The sequence below is a fragment of the Salinispora pacifica DSM 45544 genome, from assembly GCF_000378845.1.
GTDB lineage: Bacteria > Actinomycetota > Actinomycetes > Mycobacteriales > Micromonosporaceae > Micromonospora > Micromonospora pacifica.
Window position 1 is genome coordinate 4,032,562 of record NZ_KB905359.1, and the last position, 13,387, is coordinate 4,045,948.

Genomic DNA, 13,387 nt, shown 5'->3' on the forward strand with positions numbered 1-13,387 from the left:
GTCGGCCCCGGGAGGCGCTCGGTCAGCAGGCCACGTCGACGCCGCGTTCGCGGAGGAACGGCGCCGGGTCGATCTGGTTCCACAGCTGGCCCTGATGCACCTCGAAGTGCAGGTGCGGGCCGGTGGAGTCGCCGGTGGAGCCCTCCAGGCCGATGGTGTCACCGGCGTCGACCGGGTCGCCGATGCTCACTTTCGCGGTGCTCAGGTGGGCGTAGTGGGTCAGATATCCGGTGCCGTGGTCGATGACGACCGAGATGCCGTACCCGTCACCGGCGTCGCCGGCTTTCGTCACGGTGCCGCCGAAAGCGGCGCGGACCGGGGTGCCGGCGGGCAGGGCGAAGTCGATGCCGGCGTGCAGCATTCCTCCCCGGGGGCCGTAACAGGAGGTGATGGTGGCGTCGGCCATCGGGATGACCCAGGTCGGTGTCGACGCGGTGGTTGTCGGCTTGGCTGTCACCTTCGGTGTCGTGCTGGCCGAGGGCTGCGCCGTGGGGCTCGCCGAGGCGCTCGGGCTCGCCGAGGCGATCGGGCTCGGACTGCTGCTCGCCGACTTTCGGGCGGAGCGATCGGCGCGGGCGGCTGCCGCGGTGCGGGCGGCGGCCTCGGCTTCAGCGGCGGCCTCGGCCTCGGCCTTGGCCCGGGCCTCGGCTTGGGCTTGCAGGTCGACGTTGACGGCATCGTTCGGGGTGGCGTCCTGGTCATCGCCGGTGATCGTTGTTAACGCGACTCCGGCGAGGGCGAGTCCGGCTACCGCGGTGGCCCGCAGTATCCGACCTCGGGTGTTGATCGGTCGCCGATGGCGGGCCGGGGCGGTGTTCCTGCGCGAGCGGGAGGTGTCGTTCTGCACAGCGGACCTTCACTGCTCGTAGGGGCACGTGACCTCGACATCCTGAGGTCCGTCCGGAGCCGGCCGGAGACGAGGGGCCGGCGGGCGGGCTCGGTCCGGTGCGATCAGCGGAGCTATGTCGGCCCGTGTCGCGAATAGCGGCGGCAGCGACCCCGGCTCGTACGTGGGTTCAGTCACACTGTTGGCAGTGACCCCAAACACCTTCGCCGGCTGGTGGAGAGAAAAACCGCCCGGATCCTTCGATCCGGGCGGCGGTAGGGCACTACACAGCGTCAGGGAATGGCTACATCGCTGTAGAAAGGTTCCATCTGGAGTTTGATGTCCACTCCGCGCTCCATCAGCCAGGGCACCGGGTCGAGCGGTTCGCCCTTGACATGGACCTCAAGGTGTAGGTGGGAGCCGTAGGAGAGGCCGGTGTTGCCAACCAGGCCGAGCTGGTCGCCGGCCTTGACCTGCTGTCCCTCCTGCACGCTGAGGGTGGAGGAGTGGCCGTAGATGGCCTCGCTGCCGTCGGCGTGCGCGACGATCACCGTGTAGCCGTAGCCGCCGAACCAGCCGGCCTTGGTGACGGTGCCGTCATGGACGGAGACGTAGGGGGTGCCCTCCGGTGCGACCAGGTCCACGCCGGTATGCAGCTCTTCACCCTGAACGCCGTATGGGGAGTTGAAGTCGTAGTCCTTCAGCGGGAGGCACCAGACTCCGGACTCCGCCTCCGAGCTCAACCGCTCGCCGTCCCGCGACGAGCGGTCGGCGGCGTTGGCGCGCTCTGCGGCGTCCTCGCTCAGCGCCGAAGCCGCCTTGAGCTCGTCCAGTACTGTCGGGCTGACGCTCTTGGCGTCGGGAAGGGCGCTGCCGGCGAAGAGGGCGACCCCGCTGGCGCCGACGAGGGCAGTGGTAACCACTGCGGCGTAGCGGCTCCGCGGTGGGGTGGGTACGCGGCGGCGGCCGCGATATCTATCGGGCTCAGACGACAGGCGCTGGCGCACGCACACCCTCCGTTGTCGGGGTATCGAGGCGATCGGGCGGGGTTCGCGAAGCTGGATGAACTCCACCGACCGCGTCGTCACCCGTCCATGGACCTGATGACAACCGTTGGACACGGTAACTAACCACCACGTCCGTCACAAGCCGCATCGCTAAATTGGTGTGATGTTCTGTCCGTTTGTATCCACTATTGTCCTGGGCCTAAGCCGGTGAAGGTGTCCCCAATCTCATCCCGTTCGTCGCGTAGGGTGACCGAAAGGTGGAGCCGTCCGACTTGACTTACTCGGGGCATCCCTGGTTCCGCTGGCTGGACGGGCACCGAGGTGGCGGGGGTGTTCGGCGGCCCGGATTCCGCGGCCCGGACCGGTCGGGTTACCGTTCGTTAAGGTCAAGCCGCGGAGCCGGTGAAAGGGATGCGCAGATGAGCTCTCGTGTTCGGGTCGTCGTCGCCAAGCCGGGCCTGGACGGCCATGACCGCGGCGCAAAGGTCGTCGCGCGTGCCCTCCGGGACGCCGGGATGGAGGTCATCTACACCGGTCTGCATCAGACCCCGGAGCAGATTGTGGAGACCGCGATCCAGGAGGACGCCGACGCGGTCGGACTTTCCGTTCTGTCCGGGGCGCACATGACCCTTTTCCGGCGGGTGTTGGAGCTCCTTACCGAGCGAGACGCGCGAGACATCGTCGTCTTTGGCGGGGGCATCATCCCGGACACCGATATCCCGGAACTGCAGCAGATAGGCGTGGCGAAGATTTTCACTCCGGGGGCCACCACGGGGTCGATCGTGGACTGGGTCCGGCAGAACGTGGCGCAGGCCGTCGCCTGACGATCGGCCCGGGGGTTTCGCGGGCCGGGCAGGGGGAGAGGCCGGACGCACCCCTCACACGCCCGGCCCCTCTATGCACGATGCCCCGCCGCCACCCCTCGACCGACAGGGCATCGGCCGTCTCGTCGCCGCGCTGATCAGCGCTTCGACATCTGACTCAACGAGGCCTGAACCCCCGGGGTTACGTGCCGGGGAAAACATCGTCCGGAAGGTTGACACTCGGCCAAACGGCGGGTGCGGGCAAGTCAGCTGTGCAGAACCGCACACCACGTACCCGCTTGGTCGTTGGTGGTGTCGACCTCGCTAGGCTGACTTCAATGGCCTGTTACAACTGATGACAGGCGTCAAACTGTTTTCCATACGCTGGTGGCGGCGCGACGGCGCGCCGCGGAGACGGGACGGGACGCGCAATCGTGGACCTGTACGAGTACCAGGGGCGGGACCTGTTCGAGCGGCACGGGTTGCCCGTGCTCGCCGGCGGCGTCGCCACGACCCCGGAGGAGGCCCGCGCGATCGCCGAACGCCTCGGCGGTCGGGTGGTTGTCAAGGCGCAGGTGAAGGTCGGTGGCCGGGGCAAGGCCGGCGGGGTGAAGCTGACCGAGGGCGCGGAGGAGACGGTGGCCCGGGCCACCGACATCCTCGGCATGGACATCAAGGGGCACACCGTCCACAAGGTCATGATCACCGTGACCGCGGACGTGGCCGAGGAGTACTACTTCTCCTACCTGTTGGACCGGGCGAACCGCACCTTCCTCTGCATCGCCAGTGTCGCCGGTGGGATGGACATCGAGCAGGTGGCCGCCGAGACGCCGGAGAAGGTCGTCAAGGCGCCCATCGACGCGAACGTCGGCGTGGACGCGGCGACGGCCCGGCGGATCGTCACCCAGGCCGGCTTCCCGGCCGAGGTTACCGACCAGGCCGTTGAGATCGCGGTGGACCTGTGGCAGGCGTTCGTCGCCGAGGACGCGACCCTGGTCGAGGTGAACCCGCTCGCCAAGACCGCCGAGGGCGGGCTGCTCCTGCTCGACGCCAAGGTCAGCCTGGACGAGAACGCGGCGTTCCGGCACCCGGACCACGAGGCGCTGGTTGACCAGGCCGCGGTGGACCCCCTTGAGCAGGCCGCCAAGGAGAAGGACCTCAACTACGTCAAGCTCGACGGTGAGGTCGGCATCATCGGCAACGGCGCCGGACTGGTCATGTCGACCCTCGACGTGGTCGCGTACGCCGGTGAGCGGCACGGCGGCGTGAAGCCGGCGAACTTCCTCGATATCGGTGGCGGTGCGAGCGCCGCGGTGATGGCCAACGGCCTCGAGATCGTGCTCTCCGACCCCGCGGTGAAGAGCGTATTCGTCAACGTCTTCGGCGGGATCACCGCCTGCGACGCGGTCGCCAACGGCATCGTGCAGGCGCTGGCCCTGCTCGAGCAGCGGGGCGAGCAGGTGACCAGGCCGCTGGTCGTCCGCCTGGACGGCAACAACGCGGAGGCCGGTCGGGCGATTCTCGACGGCGCGAACAACCCGCTGATCCAGCGGGTCGACACGATGGATGGTGCGGCCGAGCGGGCCGCCGAGCTGGCCGCTGCGGGGGTCTGACAATGGCGATCTGGCTGACCAAGGACTCGAAGGTCATCGTGCAGGGGATGACCGGTTCCGAGGGTTCCAAGCACACCCGGCGGATGCTCGCCGCGGGCACCGACATCGTCGGTGGGGTGAACCCGCGCAAGGCGGGCACCACCGTTGACTTCGACGGCGCCCAGCTGCCGGTCTTCGCGAACGTCGCCGACGCGATGCGGGAGACCGGCGCCAACGTGACGGTCATCTTCGTGCCGCCGCAGTTCACCAAGGGTGCGGTGATCGAGGCGATCGACGCCGGCATCCCGCTCGCCGTGGTGATCACCGAGGGCGTGCCGGTACACGACACCGCCGCCTTCTGGGCGTACAACGTGGCGCAGGGTGAGCGGACCCGCATCATCGGGCCGAACTGCCCGGGGATCGTGTCGCCGGGCGCCGCCAACGCCGGCATTATCCCAGCCGACATCACCGGCGCCGGCCGGATCGGCCTGGTCAGCAAGAGCGGCACGCTGACCTACCAGATGATGTACGAGCTGCGCGACATCGGCTTCTCCACCTGTGTCGGTATCGGCGGTGACCCGATCATCGGCACCACGCACATCGATGCGCTGGCCGCGTTCGAGAACGACCCGGACACCGACGCGATCGTCATGATCGGTGAGATCGGTGGCGACGCCGAGGAGCGGGCTGCCGAGTTCATCAAGGCGAACGTCACCAAGCCGGTGGTCGGTTACATCGCCGGCTTCACCGCACCGCCCGGGAAGACGATGGGGCACGCGGGTGCGATCATCTCCGGCTCGGCCGGCACCGCGGAGGCCAAGAAGACGGCGCTGGAAGCAGTCGGCGTCAAGGTCGGCAAGACTCCGACCGAGACGGCCCGGCTGATGCGGGAGATCATGTCCGCGGGCTGAGCCCCGGCGACGACCGCTGGAGGGGTCAGCCGCCCACGGCTGGTCCCTCCGGTCGTCAACTCAGCTGAACGGATTACTGCCGCCCAGGTAGAAGAAGCCGTTGGCGATGATGTTGAACACGCCGAAGGCGATGCCCAACCAACCGAGCACCGGCGAGTTACCGAAGCGCCGCGCATCGCGGATTGACAGGTAGCCGAAGACGATCCCGAGTACGCCGCAGCAGAGCAGGCCGACGACGATGCCGAGTACGCCCCAGAGCGTCGTCCGATCCTTGCCCGCCGCCGTGCCGGACGGCGGATATGCAGCGGTCACGGCGTGCCTCCTCGCATCGGTGCCGCGCCCGCCGGGCTGCGGGGGCACGGTCAACACCTCCGGTGGTGGAGGTCCCCACTTGACCCACCGGTCGGCCACGGTGGCGTCCTGTGGCCGAGGCTAGACCGGATCGGAGGCAGGAGACGGTGGATCGCGCAACTCGAACCCGCCCGGGGGGTTTATCGACCTGCTGCCACCCCCACGGCATGTCAGAGTAGACCTGATGTCCTCTGTCACCCCCGACCAGCCCGGCCGAGCCCCCCGGATGGGCGCCCGTCCGCCGGGGCGACCCGGGCCGGCTCGCCGGGTACCCGCGCCACGGGCGGGCGGGCCGCCGAGCCGTCCGCCGCTGGCCGTCGCCGCGGGCGTCGCCGCGGTCGGTGCGGCGCTCACCTCCTGGCTACCGGTGGCAGTTGTGCTCTGGTTCTTCCAACTCGGTGCGGGTGCGTCGAACCTGCCGGACGCAGTCCGGGTCGGGCTGGCCGGCTGGTTACTCGGGCACGGCGTCCCGCTGACGACGGACGCCGGTCCGCTCGGGCTCGCCCCGCTGGCGGTGACCCTGCTCGCCGGTTGGCGACTCATCCGGGCCGGAGTGCACGTCACCCGGGCCATCGGCGCCCGGGGCAGCAGGTCACCGAAGCGTGCGTTCATCGCCGCCGGGGCGGTCGGGATCGCTTACACCCTCCTCGGAGTGCTCGCCGCCCTGCTGGTAGCCGGTGGGACATTGGATGTGTCGCCGGTACGGACCGGCCTGACCCTCGCCGCGGTCGCCACCGTTGCCGCCCTCGTCGGGGCGGTTCGCACGACCGGGCTCGGTGACCTGCTCGCCGCGCGGGCGCCGCTAGCGCTGCGGGAGGGGATCCGGACCGGTCTGGTCGCGGCGCTGCTGCTACTTGCGGCGGGGGCCGGCGTGGCGGGGCTGGCGGTGGCGACCGGTGGCGGTGACGCGGCCGACCTGATCGCGGCCTACCACACCGGGGTGGCGGGGCAGGCCGGGATCACCCTGGTCAACCTGGCGTACGCCCCGAACGCGGCGATCTGGTCAACCAGCTACCTGCTCGGCCCCGGTTTCGCGGTTGGCGTCGACACCACGGTGCAGACCAGCGAGGTGACAGTGGGGGCGCTGCCGGCCCTGCCGCTGGTGGCGGGCCTCCCCGGTGGACCGGTGGACGGCCTGGGGACGGGCCTGCTCGCGGCGCCGGTTCTGGTCGGGATGGTGGCGGGCTGGTCGTTGACCCGTCGGGTGCTGCGGTCCGGCAGCGACAGTGCCCGGGGAGAGTGGGGGCCGCTGCTGCGCCCGGTGGTGCTCGCCGGCCCGGTGGTGGGCCTACTGGTGGGGGCCGCGGCGGCGGCGTCCGCCGGCCCGCTCGGTGCGGGCCGGCTGGCGGAGGTCGGACCGGTGCCGTGGCAGGTGGCGGTGGTGGCGACCGTGGTGACCGGGACCGGCGTGCTGGGCGGCGTGGTGGCGGCCCGGTTCCTGTCCCGCGGCTGACCCGTCGAGGCGACTAGAGGGCGAGCCCGATGATGTTCAGGACACCCCAGCCCAGGCCCAGCAGCGCCCCGATCGCTCCACAGATCATGCCGGCCATGGCCTGATCACGATTGTCCGCGAGCCCCTGCTCGACCTTTTGCTGGCCGAGCCATCCGGTCACCACCGCGGCGATGCCCACCGGAAGGCCGACATAGCAGCAGGCCAGCGGGACCGACGCGATGCCGAGGATCATGGACAGTAGTCCGAGCGAGTTCTGCCTTCCCGCCGGGAGCGGGTAACCCGCGTTCGGGTACAGCTGCACCCCACCGTAGGGCCCCGGGTACGGCGGAGCGGTGGGCGCAGCGTACGGGTCCGGTGGTGGGCTCGGCGGTGTGGTGGGCGCGGCGTACGGGTTCACCGGCGGCGGAGGGTACGGCTGCTTGGAAACCGGGGTAGCCGGTGGGGCGTACGGGTCGGCCGGTGGCGCCCACGGGTCGACTGGTGGGTGGAACGGGTCCGCTGGTGGGGCGTACGGGTCGGCCGGTGGGGTGGATGGGTCGGCCGGTGGAGTGGATGGGTCGGACTGCGGGGTGGATGGGTCGGGCTGCATGTGTTTCCCCGGTAAATCAGTAGGAGTTCGAGGACTGGGGCGGGATCGCGGGCTGCATCTCTCGATACTCCTTCGAACGGGTGCGGCATCGGGACGACTGTCGCCATCGGTGCGCGTGGGAGCGACCGGCAGCGTACCGGGTCCGGTCGAGGGTTCAGCGTCGGCTTGCCGCCCAGCGGACCGGCGGCCGGGCCACCCCGATAGGGTTGTCCGGTGCCTGAGCCCGCGTCTGCCGCCCGTATCGTCGTTCTCGTCTCCGGCTCCGGCAGCAACCTTCAGGCGTTGCTCGACGCCGGCACCGATCCCGGGTACGGGGCCCGGGTGGTCGCGGTCGGGGCGGACCGCGACGGCATCGCCGGGCTGGACCGGGCCGCGGCGGTGGGGGTGCCGACCTTCGTTGAGCGGGTGAAGGACTATCCGACCCGCTCCGACTGGGACGCCGCGCTCACCGCGCGGGTCGCCGAGCACACCCCCGACCTGGTCGTCTCCGCCGGCTTCCTGAAGCTGGTCGGCCCGCACTTCCTCGCCGCGTTCGGCGACCGCTATCTGAACACCCACAACACCCTGCTGCCGGCCTTCCCCGGCATTCACGGGCCCCGCGACGCGCTCGCCTACGGGGTGAAGATCACCGGGGCCACCCTCTTCTTCGTCGACGCGGGCACGGACACCGGCCCAATCGTCGCCCAGGTCGCGGTGCCGGTCCGGGACGGCGACGACGAGCAGACGCTCACCGAGCGCATCAAAGAGGCCGAGCGCCGCCAGCTCGTCGAGCAGGTGGGCCGCCTGGTCCGTGCAGGTTGGACGATCACCGGAAGAAAGGTCACGGTTCCGTGAGTTCCAGTCAGGACGAGCGCCGCCCGATCCGGCGGGCGCTGGTCAGCGTCTACGACAAGGCCGGTCTGGCCGAGCTGGCCCAGGCGTTGCACGACGCCGGCGTGGAGATCGTCTCGACCGGAAGCACCGCGTCGGCCATCGCCGGTGCCGGTGTGCCGGTCACCGCGGTGGACTCGGTGACCGGGTTCCCGGAGATCCTCGACGGCCGGGTCAAGACGCTGCACCCCAAGATCCACGGCGGTCTCCTCGCGGACCTGCGCAAGGAATCGCACGTTGGGCAGCTCGCCGAGCACGGCATCGGAGCGATCGACCTGCTGGTGTCCAACCTGTACCCGTTCCAGGCCACCGTCGCCTCCGGGGCGGGGCAGGACGAGTGCGTCGAGCAGATCGACATCGGTGGCCCGGCGATGGTGCGGGCCGCCGCCAAGAACCACGCCTCGGTCGCCGTGGTGACCGACCCGTCGGGCTACCCCCAGCTGCTGGCGGCGGTACGGGCGGGTGGCTTCACCCTGGCGCAGCGCCGGGCGCTCGCGGCCCGGGCGTTCGCGGTGATCGCCGACTACGACGTGGCTGTCGCCGAGTGGTGCGCGCGGGAGTTGGTCGAGGAGGACGCGCCGTGGCCGGGCTTCGCCGGCCTGGCGCTGCGCCGCGACGCGGTGCTGCGGTACGGGGAGAACCCGCACCAGCCGGCCGCCCTCTACACCGACCCGTCGAGCCCGGCCGGGCTCGCCCAGGCCGAGCAGCTGCACGGCAAGGAGATGTCGTACAACAACTATGTTGACGCCGACGCCGCCTGGCGGGCCGCCAACGACTTCCCCGACCAGCCGGCGGTGGCGATCATCAAGCACGCCAACCCGTGTGGCATCGCGGTGGGCGCGGACGTCGCCGAGGCGCACCGTAGGGCACACGCCTGTGACCCGGTGTCCGCCTTCGGTGGCGTGATCGCCGTGAACCGGCCGGTCGGCGTCGAGCTCGCCGGGCAGGTGGCGGAGGTGTTCACCGAGGTGGTTGTCGCGCCGGAGTTCGAACCCGACGCGCTTGAGGTGCTGCGGGGCAAGAAGAACGTGCGGCTGCTGCGCGCCCCGGCCTACGCCCCGGCGTCGGCGGAGTGGCGACCGGTCACCGGTGGGATGCTGGTACAGGTGCGGGACCGGGTGGACGCCACGGGCGACGACCCGGCCACCTGGCAGCTGGCGACCGGAGACGCCGCCGACGAGGCGACCCTGCGGGACCTGGCCTTCGCCTGGCGGGCGGTTCGAGCGGTGAAGAGCAACGCGATCTTGCTGGCCCGCGACGGCGCGACCGTCGGCGTCGGCATGGGGCAGGTCAATCGGGTCGACTCGGCCCGGCTGGCGGTGGAGCGGGCCGGTGCCGAACGGGCGCGCGGGGCGGTGTGCGCCTCCGACGCGTTCTTCCCGTTCGCCGACGGGCCGAAGATCCTCTTCGCCGCCGGAGTGCGGGCGATCGTCCAGCCCGGCGGCTCGATCCGGGACGAGGAGGTCATCGCCGCCGCCGAGGCGGCCGGCGTGACCATGTACCTGACCGGCACCCGGCACTTCTTCCACTGACCGAGGTCAGGTCAGTTCCAGCCCGCCGTCGACAGTGAGGACCTGCCCGGTCAGCCAGGTGCTGGCCGGGTCGGCCAGGCGCAGGATCCACGCGGCGACCTCTTCGGGATTACCGCGGCGACCGAGGGGGATGCGGGCAGCCTCTTCTCGTTTGATCTCCTCGATGGCCGCGTCGGAGAGTCCGGCGGCAGCCAGCGCCGGGCTCTCGGTCGGGCCGGGAGCGAGGGCGTTGACCCGAATCCCGCCCGCCGCGAGTTCTGCCGCCCAGCTCCGGGTGAGCTGTTCGAGGGCGGCTTTGGAGGCCGCGTAGTGGGCGGCGCCTGGCAGGGGTCGGTGGCCGTAGGTACTGGAGACGTTGACGATCGATCCGCGGCTTCGGCGCAGGTGCGGTAGGGCCGCGTGCGCCAGCAGGCTGGGCGCGACGACGTTGAGGTCGAACAGGGCGGCGATGCCCGCGGCGGTGGTGTGTGCCAACGGCATGATCTTGGTGGCGCCGGCGTTGTTGACCAGGACATCCAGTTGTCCCCAGCGGTCGACTGCGGCGTCAACCACTTCCTGTGGTGCTGAGGGCTCGTTCAGGTCGGCCGGGTGGACGGCGATCGCGGGGTGTCCGGCGGCGGTCTCCGCGAGCGCGTCCTTGCGGCGGCCGACACCCAGCACCCGGGCGCCCGCGTGGGCGAACGCGTGTGCTGTCGCGCGGCCGATGCCGGATCCGGCGCCGGTGACAACAACGACGTGTGCGGTGAGATCGGTGCAGGGTCTGGCGTTCACTGTCACCCCAATGTTCGATGTTCGTAAAACGTCGAACAAGGTAGCATGGTCGCCATGAGAAAGGCACGACATCCCGACCCGGACGAGATCTCCCTGATCGACGTGCTGGGGGCCCTCAACGACCCCATCCGGGTCGGCCTGGTGCGGGTGCTCGCCGATGGCCGGGAACGCGGGTGGGGCGAACTTCGCGTGCCGGTCGCCAAGTCCACCCTCAGTCATCACCTGCGCGTGCTCCGCGATGCTGGGATCACCCGCACCCGACAGGAAGGCACCCGCTGCTTCGTCGAACTTCGTGGCGGCGACCTCGACGCCCGCTTCCCCGGGCTGCTGGGCGCCGTCCTCGGTGCCGCCGACCGTGACGACGTGGGCGGTCACGTCGGCGTCGTAGCCGGCCTACCCGAGCCCCTCGCAGATCGAAAGCCTGGAGCCCCGCAGATCGAAAGCTGAAGGCCCCGCAGATCGAAAGTCGGGTGCCTCGCAGATCGAAACCCTCGGGTGGGCACCAGGAAGCTGGGCGCCACGGGCGGCGCCCGCCGGACCGGTTGATCCCGGCGCCCTGGGATGCGGTCGTCAGGAGGGGGACGCCGGTTCGCGGAGTTCGGCGAAGTGGCAGGCCGACGGGTGCGGGTCGGCGGCGCGCGGCACGGTGTCCGGGTCCTGGGTGGCGCAGACATCCTGCGCCTTCCAGCACCGGGTGCGAAACCGGCAGCCGCTCGGCGGGTTCGCCGGGCTCGGCACGTCGCCGATCAGGCGGATCATGTTCTGGTTGTCCCGCTGTTCCGGGTCGGGCACCGGCACCGCCGACAGCAGCGCCTGGGTGTACGGGTGGGTGGCCCGCTGGTAGATCTCCTCCTCGGTGCCGAGCTCGACGATCCGACCCAGGTACATCACCGCGACCCGGTCGCAGATGTGCCGTACCACCGACAGGTCGTGGGCGATGAAGATGTACGAGAGGCCGAGCTCGTCCTGCAGCTGCTCAAGCAGGTTGATCACCTGTGCCTGGATCGAGACGTCCAGCGCGGAGACCGGCTCGTCACAGACGATCACCTCGGGGCGCAGCGCGAGCGCGCGGGCGATGCCGATGCGCTGTCGCTGGCCGCCGGAGAACTGGTGTGGGTACCGGTTGATGTGCTCGGGGCTGAGCCCGACCATGTCCAGCAGTTCCTGGACTCGCCGCTGTCGGCTGCCCCTGGGCGCCGCCTCCGGGTGGATCTCGAAGGGCTCCCCGATGATGTCGCCGACGGTCATGCGCGGGTTCAGCGAGGTGTACGGATCCTGGAGGACCATCTGCATGTTGCGGCGTAGCCGGCGCAACTCCCCGCCGCGGGCGGCGAAGAGGTCCCGCCCCTCCAGGGTCGCCACTCCGGAGGTCGGGATCTCCAGCCGCATCAGCAGCCGGGCCAACGTGGACTTCCCGCAGCCGGACTCGCCGACGATGCCGAGGGTCTCCCCACGGCGCAGGTCGAAGCTGACCCCGTCCACGGCACGGACCGCTCCGATCTGGCGTTGGAAGACGACGCCCCGGGTGATCGGAAAGTGTTTTACCAGGTTCTCGACGGCCAGGATCGGCTCGCCGCGTACCTTCTTCGGCGGGCTAGCGGGCGCGGTCATCGCGGACCTCCTGCGCGAAGTGGCACGCGCTGGTCCGGCCGTCGCCGAGGACCAGGTCGTGCGGAACGACGTCCACGCAGACCTGCTGGACGTACGGGCATCGGGGGTGGAAGGGGCAGCCGGAGGGAATCCGCATCAGGTTCGGTGGCAGGCCCCGGATGGTCGACAGCTGCTGGCCGTGGAAGTCCAGCCGGGGGATCGATTCCAACAGCCCCTTGGTGTACGGGTGGGCGGGTGACTTGTACAGCGACCGGACGTCGGCGTGTTCGACGATCCGCCCGGCGTACATGACGGCGATCCGGTCGGCGACGCCGGCTACCACGCCGAGGTCGTGGGTGATCAGGATCATCGCCATGCGGAGGTCTCGGCGCAGGTCGGACAGGAGGTCCATGATCTGGGCCTGCACGGTCACGTCCAGCGCGGTGGTCGGCTCGTCGGCGATGAGAACCTTCGGGTTCAGTGCCAACGCCATGGCGATCATGACGCGTTGCCGCATGCCGCCGGAGAACTGGTGCGGGTAGTCGCCGAGCCGGCTGGCCGCGGCCGGGATCTTGACCAGCTCCATCAGTTCGATCGCCCGCCGGCGGGCGTCGCCGCGGGACATCCCGGCCCGTTGGCGCAGCGTCTCGCCGATCTGCCAGCCGACCGGGAAGGTCGGGTTCAGCGCGGAGAGGGCGTCCTGGAAGATCATGGCGATCTCGGTGCCGCGCACCTGCCGGCGTTGCTCCTCGGACTGGGCGAGCAGGTCGCGGCCCTGGTAGCGGATCTGCCCGGAGCGGATCACCGCGGGCGGGGTGTCCAGGATGCCCATGATCGCCTGGGCGGTGACTGACTTGCCGGAGCCGGACTCACCGAGCACGGCGAGGGTCTCCCCGGCGTCCAGGTGGTACGAGACACCGTTGATCACCTTCGCCACACCTTCTCCGGTGCGGAACTCGACGTGCAGGTCCCGTACCTCAAGCAGGTGGCCGCCCTCCGGAGTGGGGGAGGCGGGCGTGGGTTGGACTGCGGACTGGGACACAGCGCCTGCCTTTCGCTCGCTGCCACGGGTGGGCCGGTTCCCGCGCATGG

At 70.5% G+C, this 13,387-nt stretch carries 14 protein-coding genes; 7 read left to right on the top strand and 7 right to left on the bottom strand.

Features of this window, described 5'->3' with window-relative positions; genetic code table 11:
• Positions 1–22: 22 nt before the first annotated feature.
• Together SALPAC3_RS0118500 and SALPAC3_RS0118505 are read right to left on the bottom strand one after the other, a co-directional pair.
• A complete protein-coding gene (locus SALPAC3_RS0118500; protein WP_018222674.1) occupies positions 23–847 on the bottom strand; it encodes a M23 family metallopeptidase in 825 nt (274 codons plus the stop codon).
• Between the two features lie 272 nt (positions 848–1,119).
• On the bottom strand, positions 1,120–1,833 hold the full coding sequence (locus SALPAC3_RS0118505; protein WP_033662193.1) for a M23 family metallopeptidase: 714 nt from the start codon (positions 1,831–1,833) through the stop codon (positions 1,120–1,122).
• 419 nt (positions 1,834–2,252) lie between these two features.
• Here SALPAC3_RS0118505 and SALPAC3_RS0118510 point away from each other — a divergent pair, with 419 nt between their 5' ends.
• The 3 genes from SALPAC3_RS0118510 to sucD all read left to right on the top strand — a co-directional run bounded on the left by SALPAC3_RS0118510 (position 2,253) and on the right by sucD (position 5,139).
• A complete protein-coding gene (locus SALPAC3_RS0118510) occupies positions 2,253–2,657 on the top strand; it encodes a coenzyme B12-dependent isobutyryl CoA mutase small subunit (RefSeq protein WP_018222676.1) in 405 nt (134 codons plus the stop codon).
• 413 nt (positions 2,658–3,070) lie between these two features.
• A complete protein-coding gene (sucC, locus tag SALPAC3_RS0118515) occupies positions 3,071–4,249 on the top strand; it encodes an ADP-forming succinate--CoA ligase subunit beta (RefSeq protein WP_018222677.1) in 1,179 nt (392 codons plus the stop codon).
• Positions 4,250–4,251: 2 nt separating this feature from the next.
• Positions 4,252–5,139 (top strand): succinate--CoA ligase subunit alpha, encoded by an 888-nt coding sequence (sucD, locus tag SALPAC3_RS0118520; RefSeq protein ID WP_018222678.1) that lies wholly within the window; start codon positions 4,252–4,254, stop codon positions 5,137–5,139.
• A 60-nt stretch (positions 5,140–5,199) separates the two neighbouring features.
• Here the strand turns inward: sucD and SALPAC3_RS0118525 are convergent, their stop codons facing one another.
• Positions 5,200–5,451 (bottom strand): hypothetical protein, encoded by a 252-nt coding sequence (locus tag SALPAC3_RS0118525; RefSeq protein ID WP_018222679.1) that lies wholly within the window; start codon positions 5,449–5,451, stop codon positions 5,200–5,202.
• Between the two features lie 223 nt (positions 5,452–5,674).
• On the opposite strand from SALPAC3_RS0118525, the gene SALPAC3_RS0118530 reads away from it, so the two are divergent.
• On the top strand, positions 5,675–6,943 hold the full coding sequence (locus SALPAC3_RS0118530; RefSeq protein WP_026185702.1) for a cell division protein PerM: 1,269 nt from the start codon (positions 5,675–5,677) through the stop codon (positions 6,941–6,943).
• A gap of 13 nt (positions 6,944–6,956) precedes the next feature.
• Here SALPAC3_RS0118530 and SALPAC3_RS26020 read toward each other — a convergent pair whose 3' ends face one another.
• The gene (locus tag SALPAC3_RS26020) at positions 6,957–7,532 is read right to left on the bottom strand and encodes a DUF4190 domain-containing protein (protein ID WP_018222681.1); all 576 of its coding nucleotides are present in this window, start codon (positions 7,530–7,532) and stop codon (positions 6,957–6,959) included.
• A 213-nt stretch (positions 7,533–7,745) separates the two neighbouring features.
• Here SALPAC3_RS26020 and purN point away from each other — a divergent pair, with 213 nt between their 5' ends.
• Both purN and purH read left to right on the top strand, forming a co-directional pair.
• Positions 7,746–8,366 carry a phosphoribosylglycinamide formyltransferase gene (gene purN / locus SALPAC3_RS0118540; RefSeq protein ID WP_018222682.1) on the top strand — a complete coding sequence of 207 codons (621 nt, stop codon included), beginning with the start codon at positions 7,746–7,748 and terminating at the stop codon, positions 8,364–8,366.
• Positions 8,363–9,934 (top strand): bifunctional phosphoribosylaminoimidazolecarboxamide formyltransferase/IMP cyclohydrolase, encoded by a 1,572-nt coding sequence (gene purH / locus SALPAC3_RS0118545; RefSeq protein ID WP_018222683.1) that lies wholly within the window; start codon positions 8,363–8,365, stop codon positions 9,932–9,934. Before purN ends, purH begins: the two co-directional genes overlap by 4 nt.
• A gap of 6 nt (positions 9,935–9,940) precedes the next feature.
• On the opposite strand, the gene SALPAC3_RS0118550 is transcribed toward purH, so the two are convergent.
• The gene (locus tag SALPAC3_RS0118550) at positions 9,941–10,705 is read right to left on the bottom strand and encodes an SDR family NAD(P)-dependent oxidoreductase (protein WP_018222684.1); all 765 of its coding nucleotides are present in this window, start codon (positions 10,703–10,705) and stop codon (positions 9,941–9,943) included.
• A gap of 45 nt (positions 10,706–10,750) precedes the next feature.
• Between SALPAC3_RS0118550 and SALPAC3_RS0118555 the strand changes: the two genes are divergently transcribed.
• Entirely contained in the window at positions 10,751–11,152 is a 402-nt protein-coding gene (locus SALPAC3_RS0118555) for an ArsR/SmtB family transcription factor (RefSeq protein WP_018222685.1), read from the top strand.
• Positions 11,153–11,275: 123 nt separating this feature from the next.
• On the opposite strand, the gene SALPAC3_RS0118560 is transcribed toward SALPAC3_RS0118555, so the two are convergent.
• Positions 11,276–12,316 (bottom strand): ABC transporter ATP-binding protein, encoded by a 1,041-nt coding sequence (locus SALPAC3_RS0118560; protein ID WP_018222686.1) that lies wholly within the window; start codon positions 12,314–12,316, stop codon positions 11,276–11,278.
• A complete protein-coding gene (locus tag SALPAC3_RS0118565; protein ID WP_018222687.1) occupies positions 12,300–13,385 on the bottom strand; it encodes an ABC transporter ATP-binding protein in 1,086 nt (361 codons plus the stop codon). The genes SALPAC3_RS0118560 and SALPAC3_RS0118565 overlap by 17 nt, the downstream gene beginning before the upstream one ends.
• Positions 13,386–13,387: the final 2 nt, after the last annotated feature.

Excerpts from the sequence above, each read along its gene's own strand:
- SALPAC3_RS26020 (WP_018222681.1), bottom strand. The coding sequence starts at position 7,532 with ATGCAGCCCGACCCATCCACCCCGCAGTCCGACCCATCCACTCCACCG.
- sucD (WP_018222678.1), top strand. The coding sequence starts at position 4,252 with ATGGCGATCTGGCTGACCAAGGACTCGAAGGTCATCGTGCAGGGGATG.
- SALPAC3_RS0118565 (WP_018222687.1), bottom strand. The coding sequence starts at position 13,385 with ATGCGCGGGAACCGGCCCACCCGTGGCAGCGAGCGAAAGGCAGGCGCT.
- SALPAC3_RS0118555 (WP_018222685.1), top strand. The coding sequence starts at position 10,751 with ATGGTCGCCATGAGAAAGGCACGACATCCCGACCCGGACGAGATCTCC.
- SALPAC3_RS0118510 (WP_018222676.1), top strand. The coding sequence starts at position 2,253 with ATGAGCTCTCGTGTTCGGGTCGTCGTCGCCAAGCCGGGCCTGGACGGC.
- SALPAC3_RS0118530 (WP_026185702.1), top strand. The coding sequence starts at position 5,675 with ATGTCCTCTGTCACCCCCGACCAGCCCGGCCGAGCCCCCCGGATGGGC.
- SALPAC3_RS0118560 (WP_018222686.1), bottom strand. The coding sequence starts at position 12,316 with ATGACCGCGCCCGCTAGCCCGCCGAAGAAGGTACGCGGCGAGCCGATC.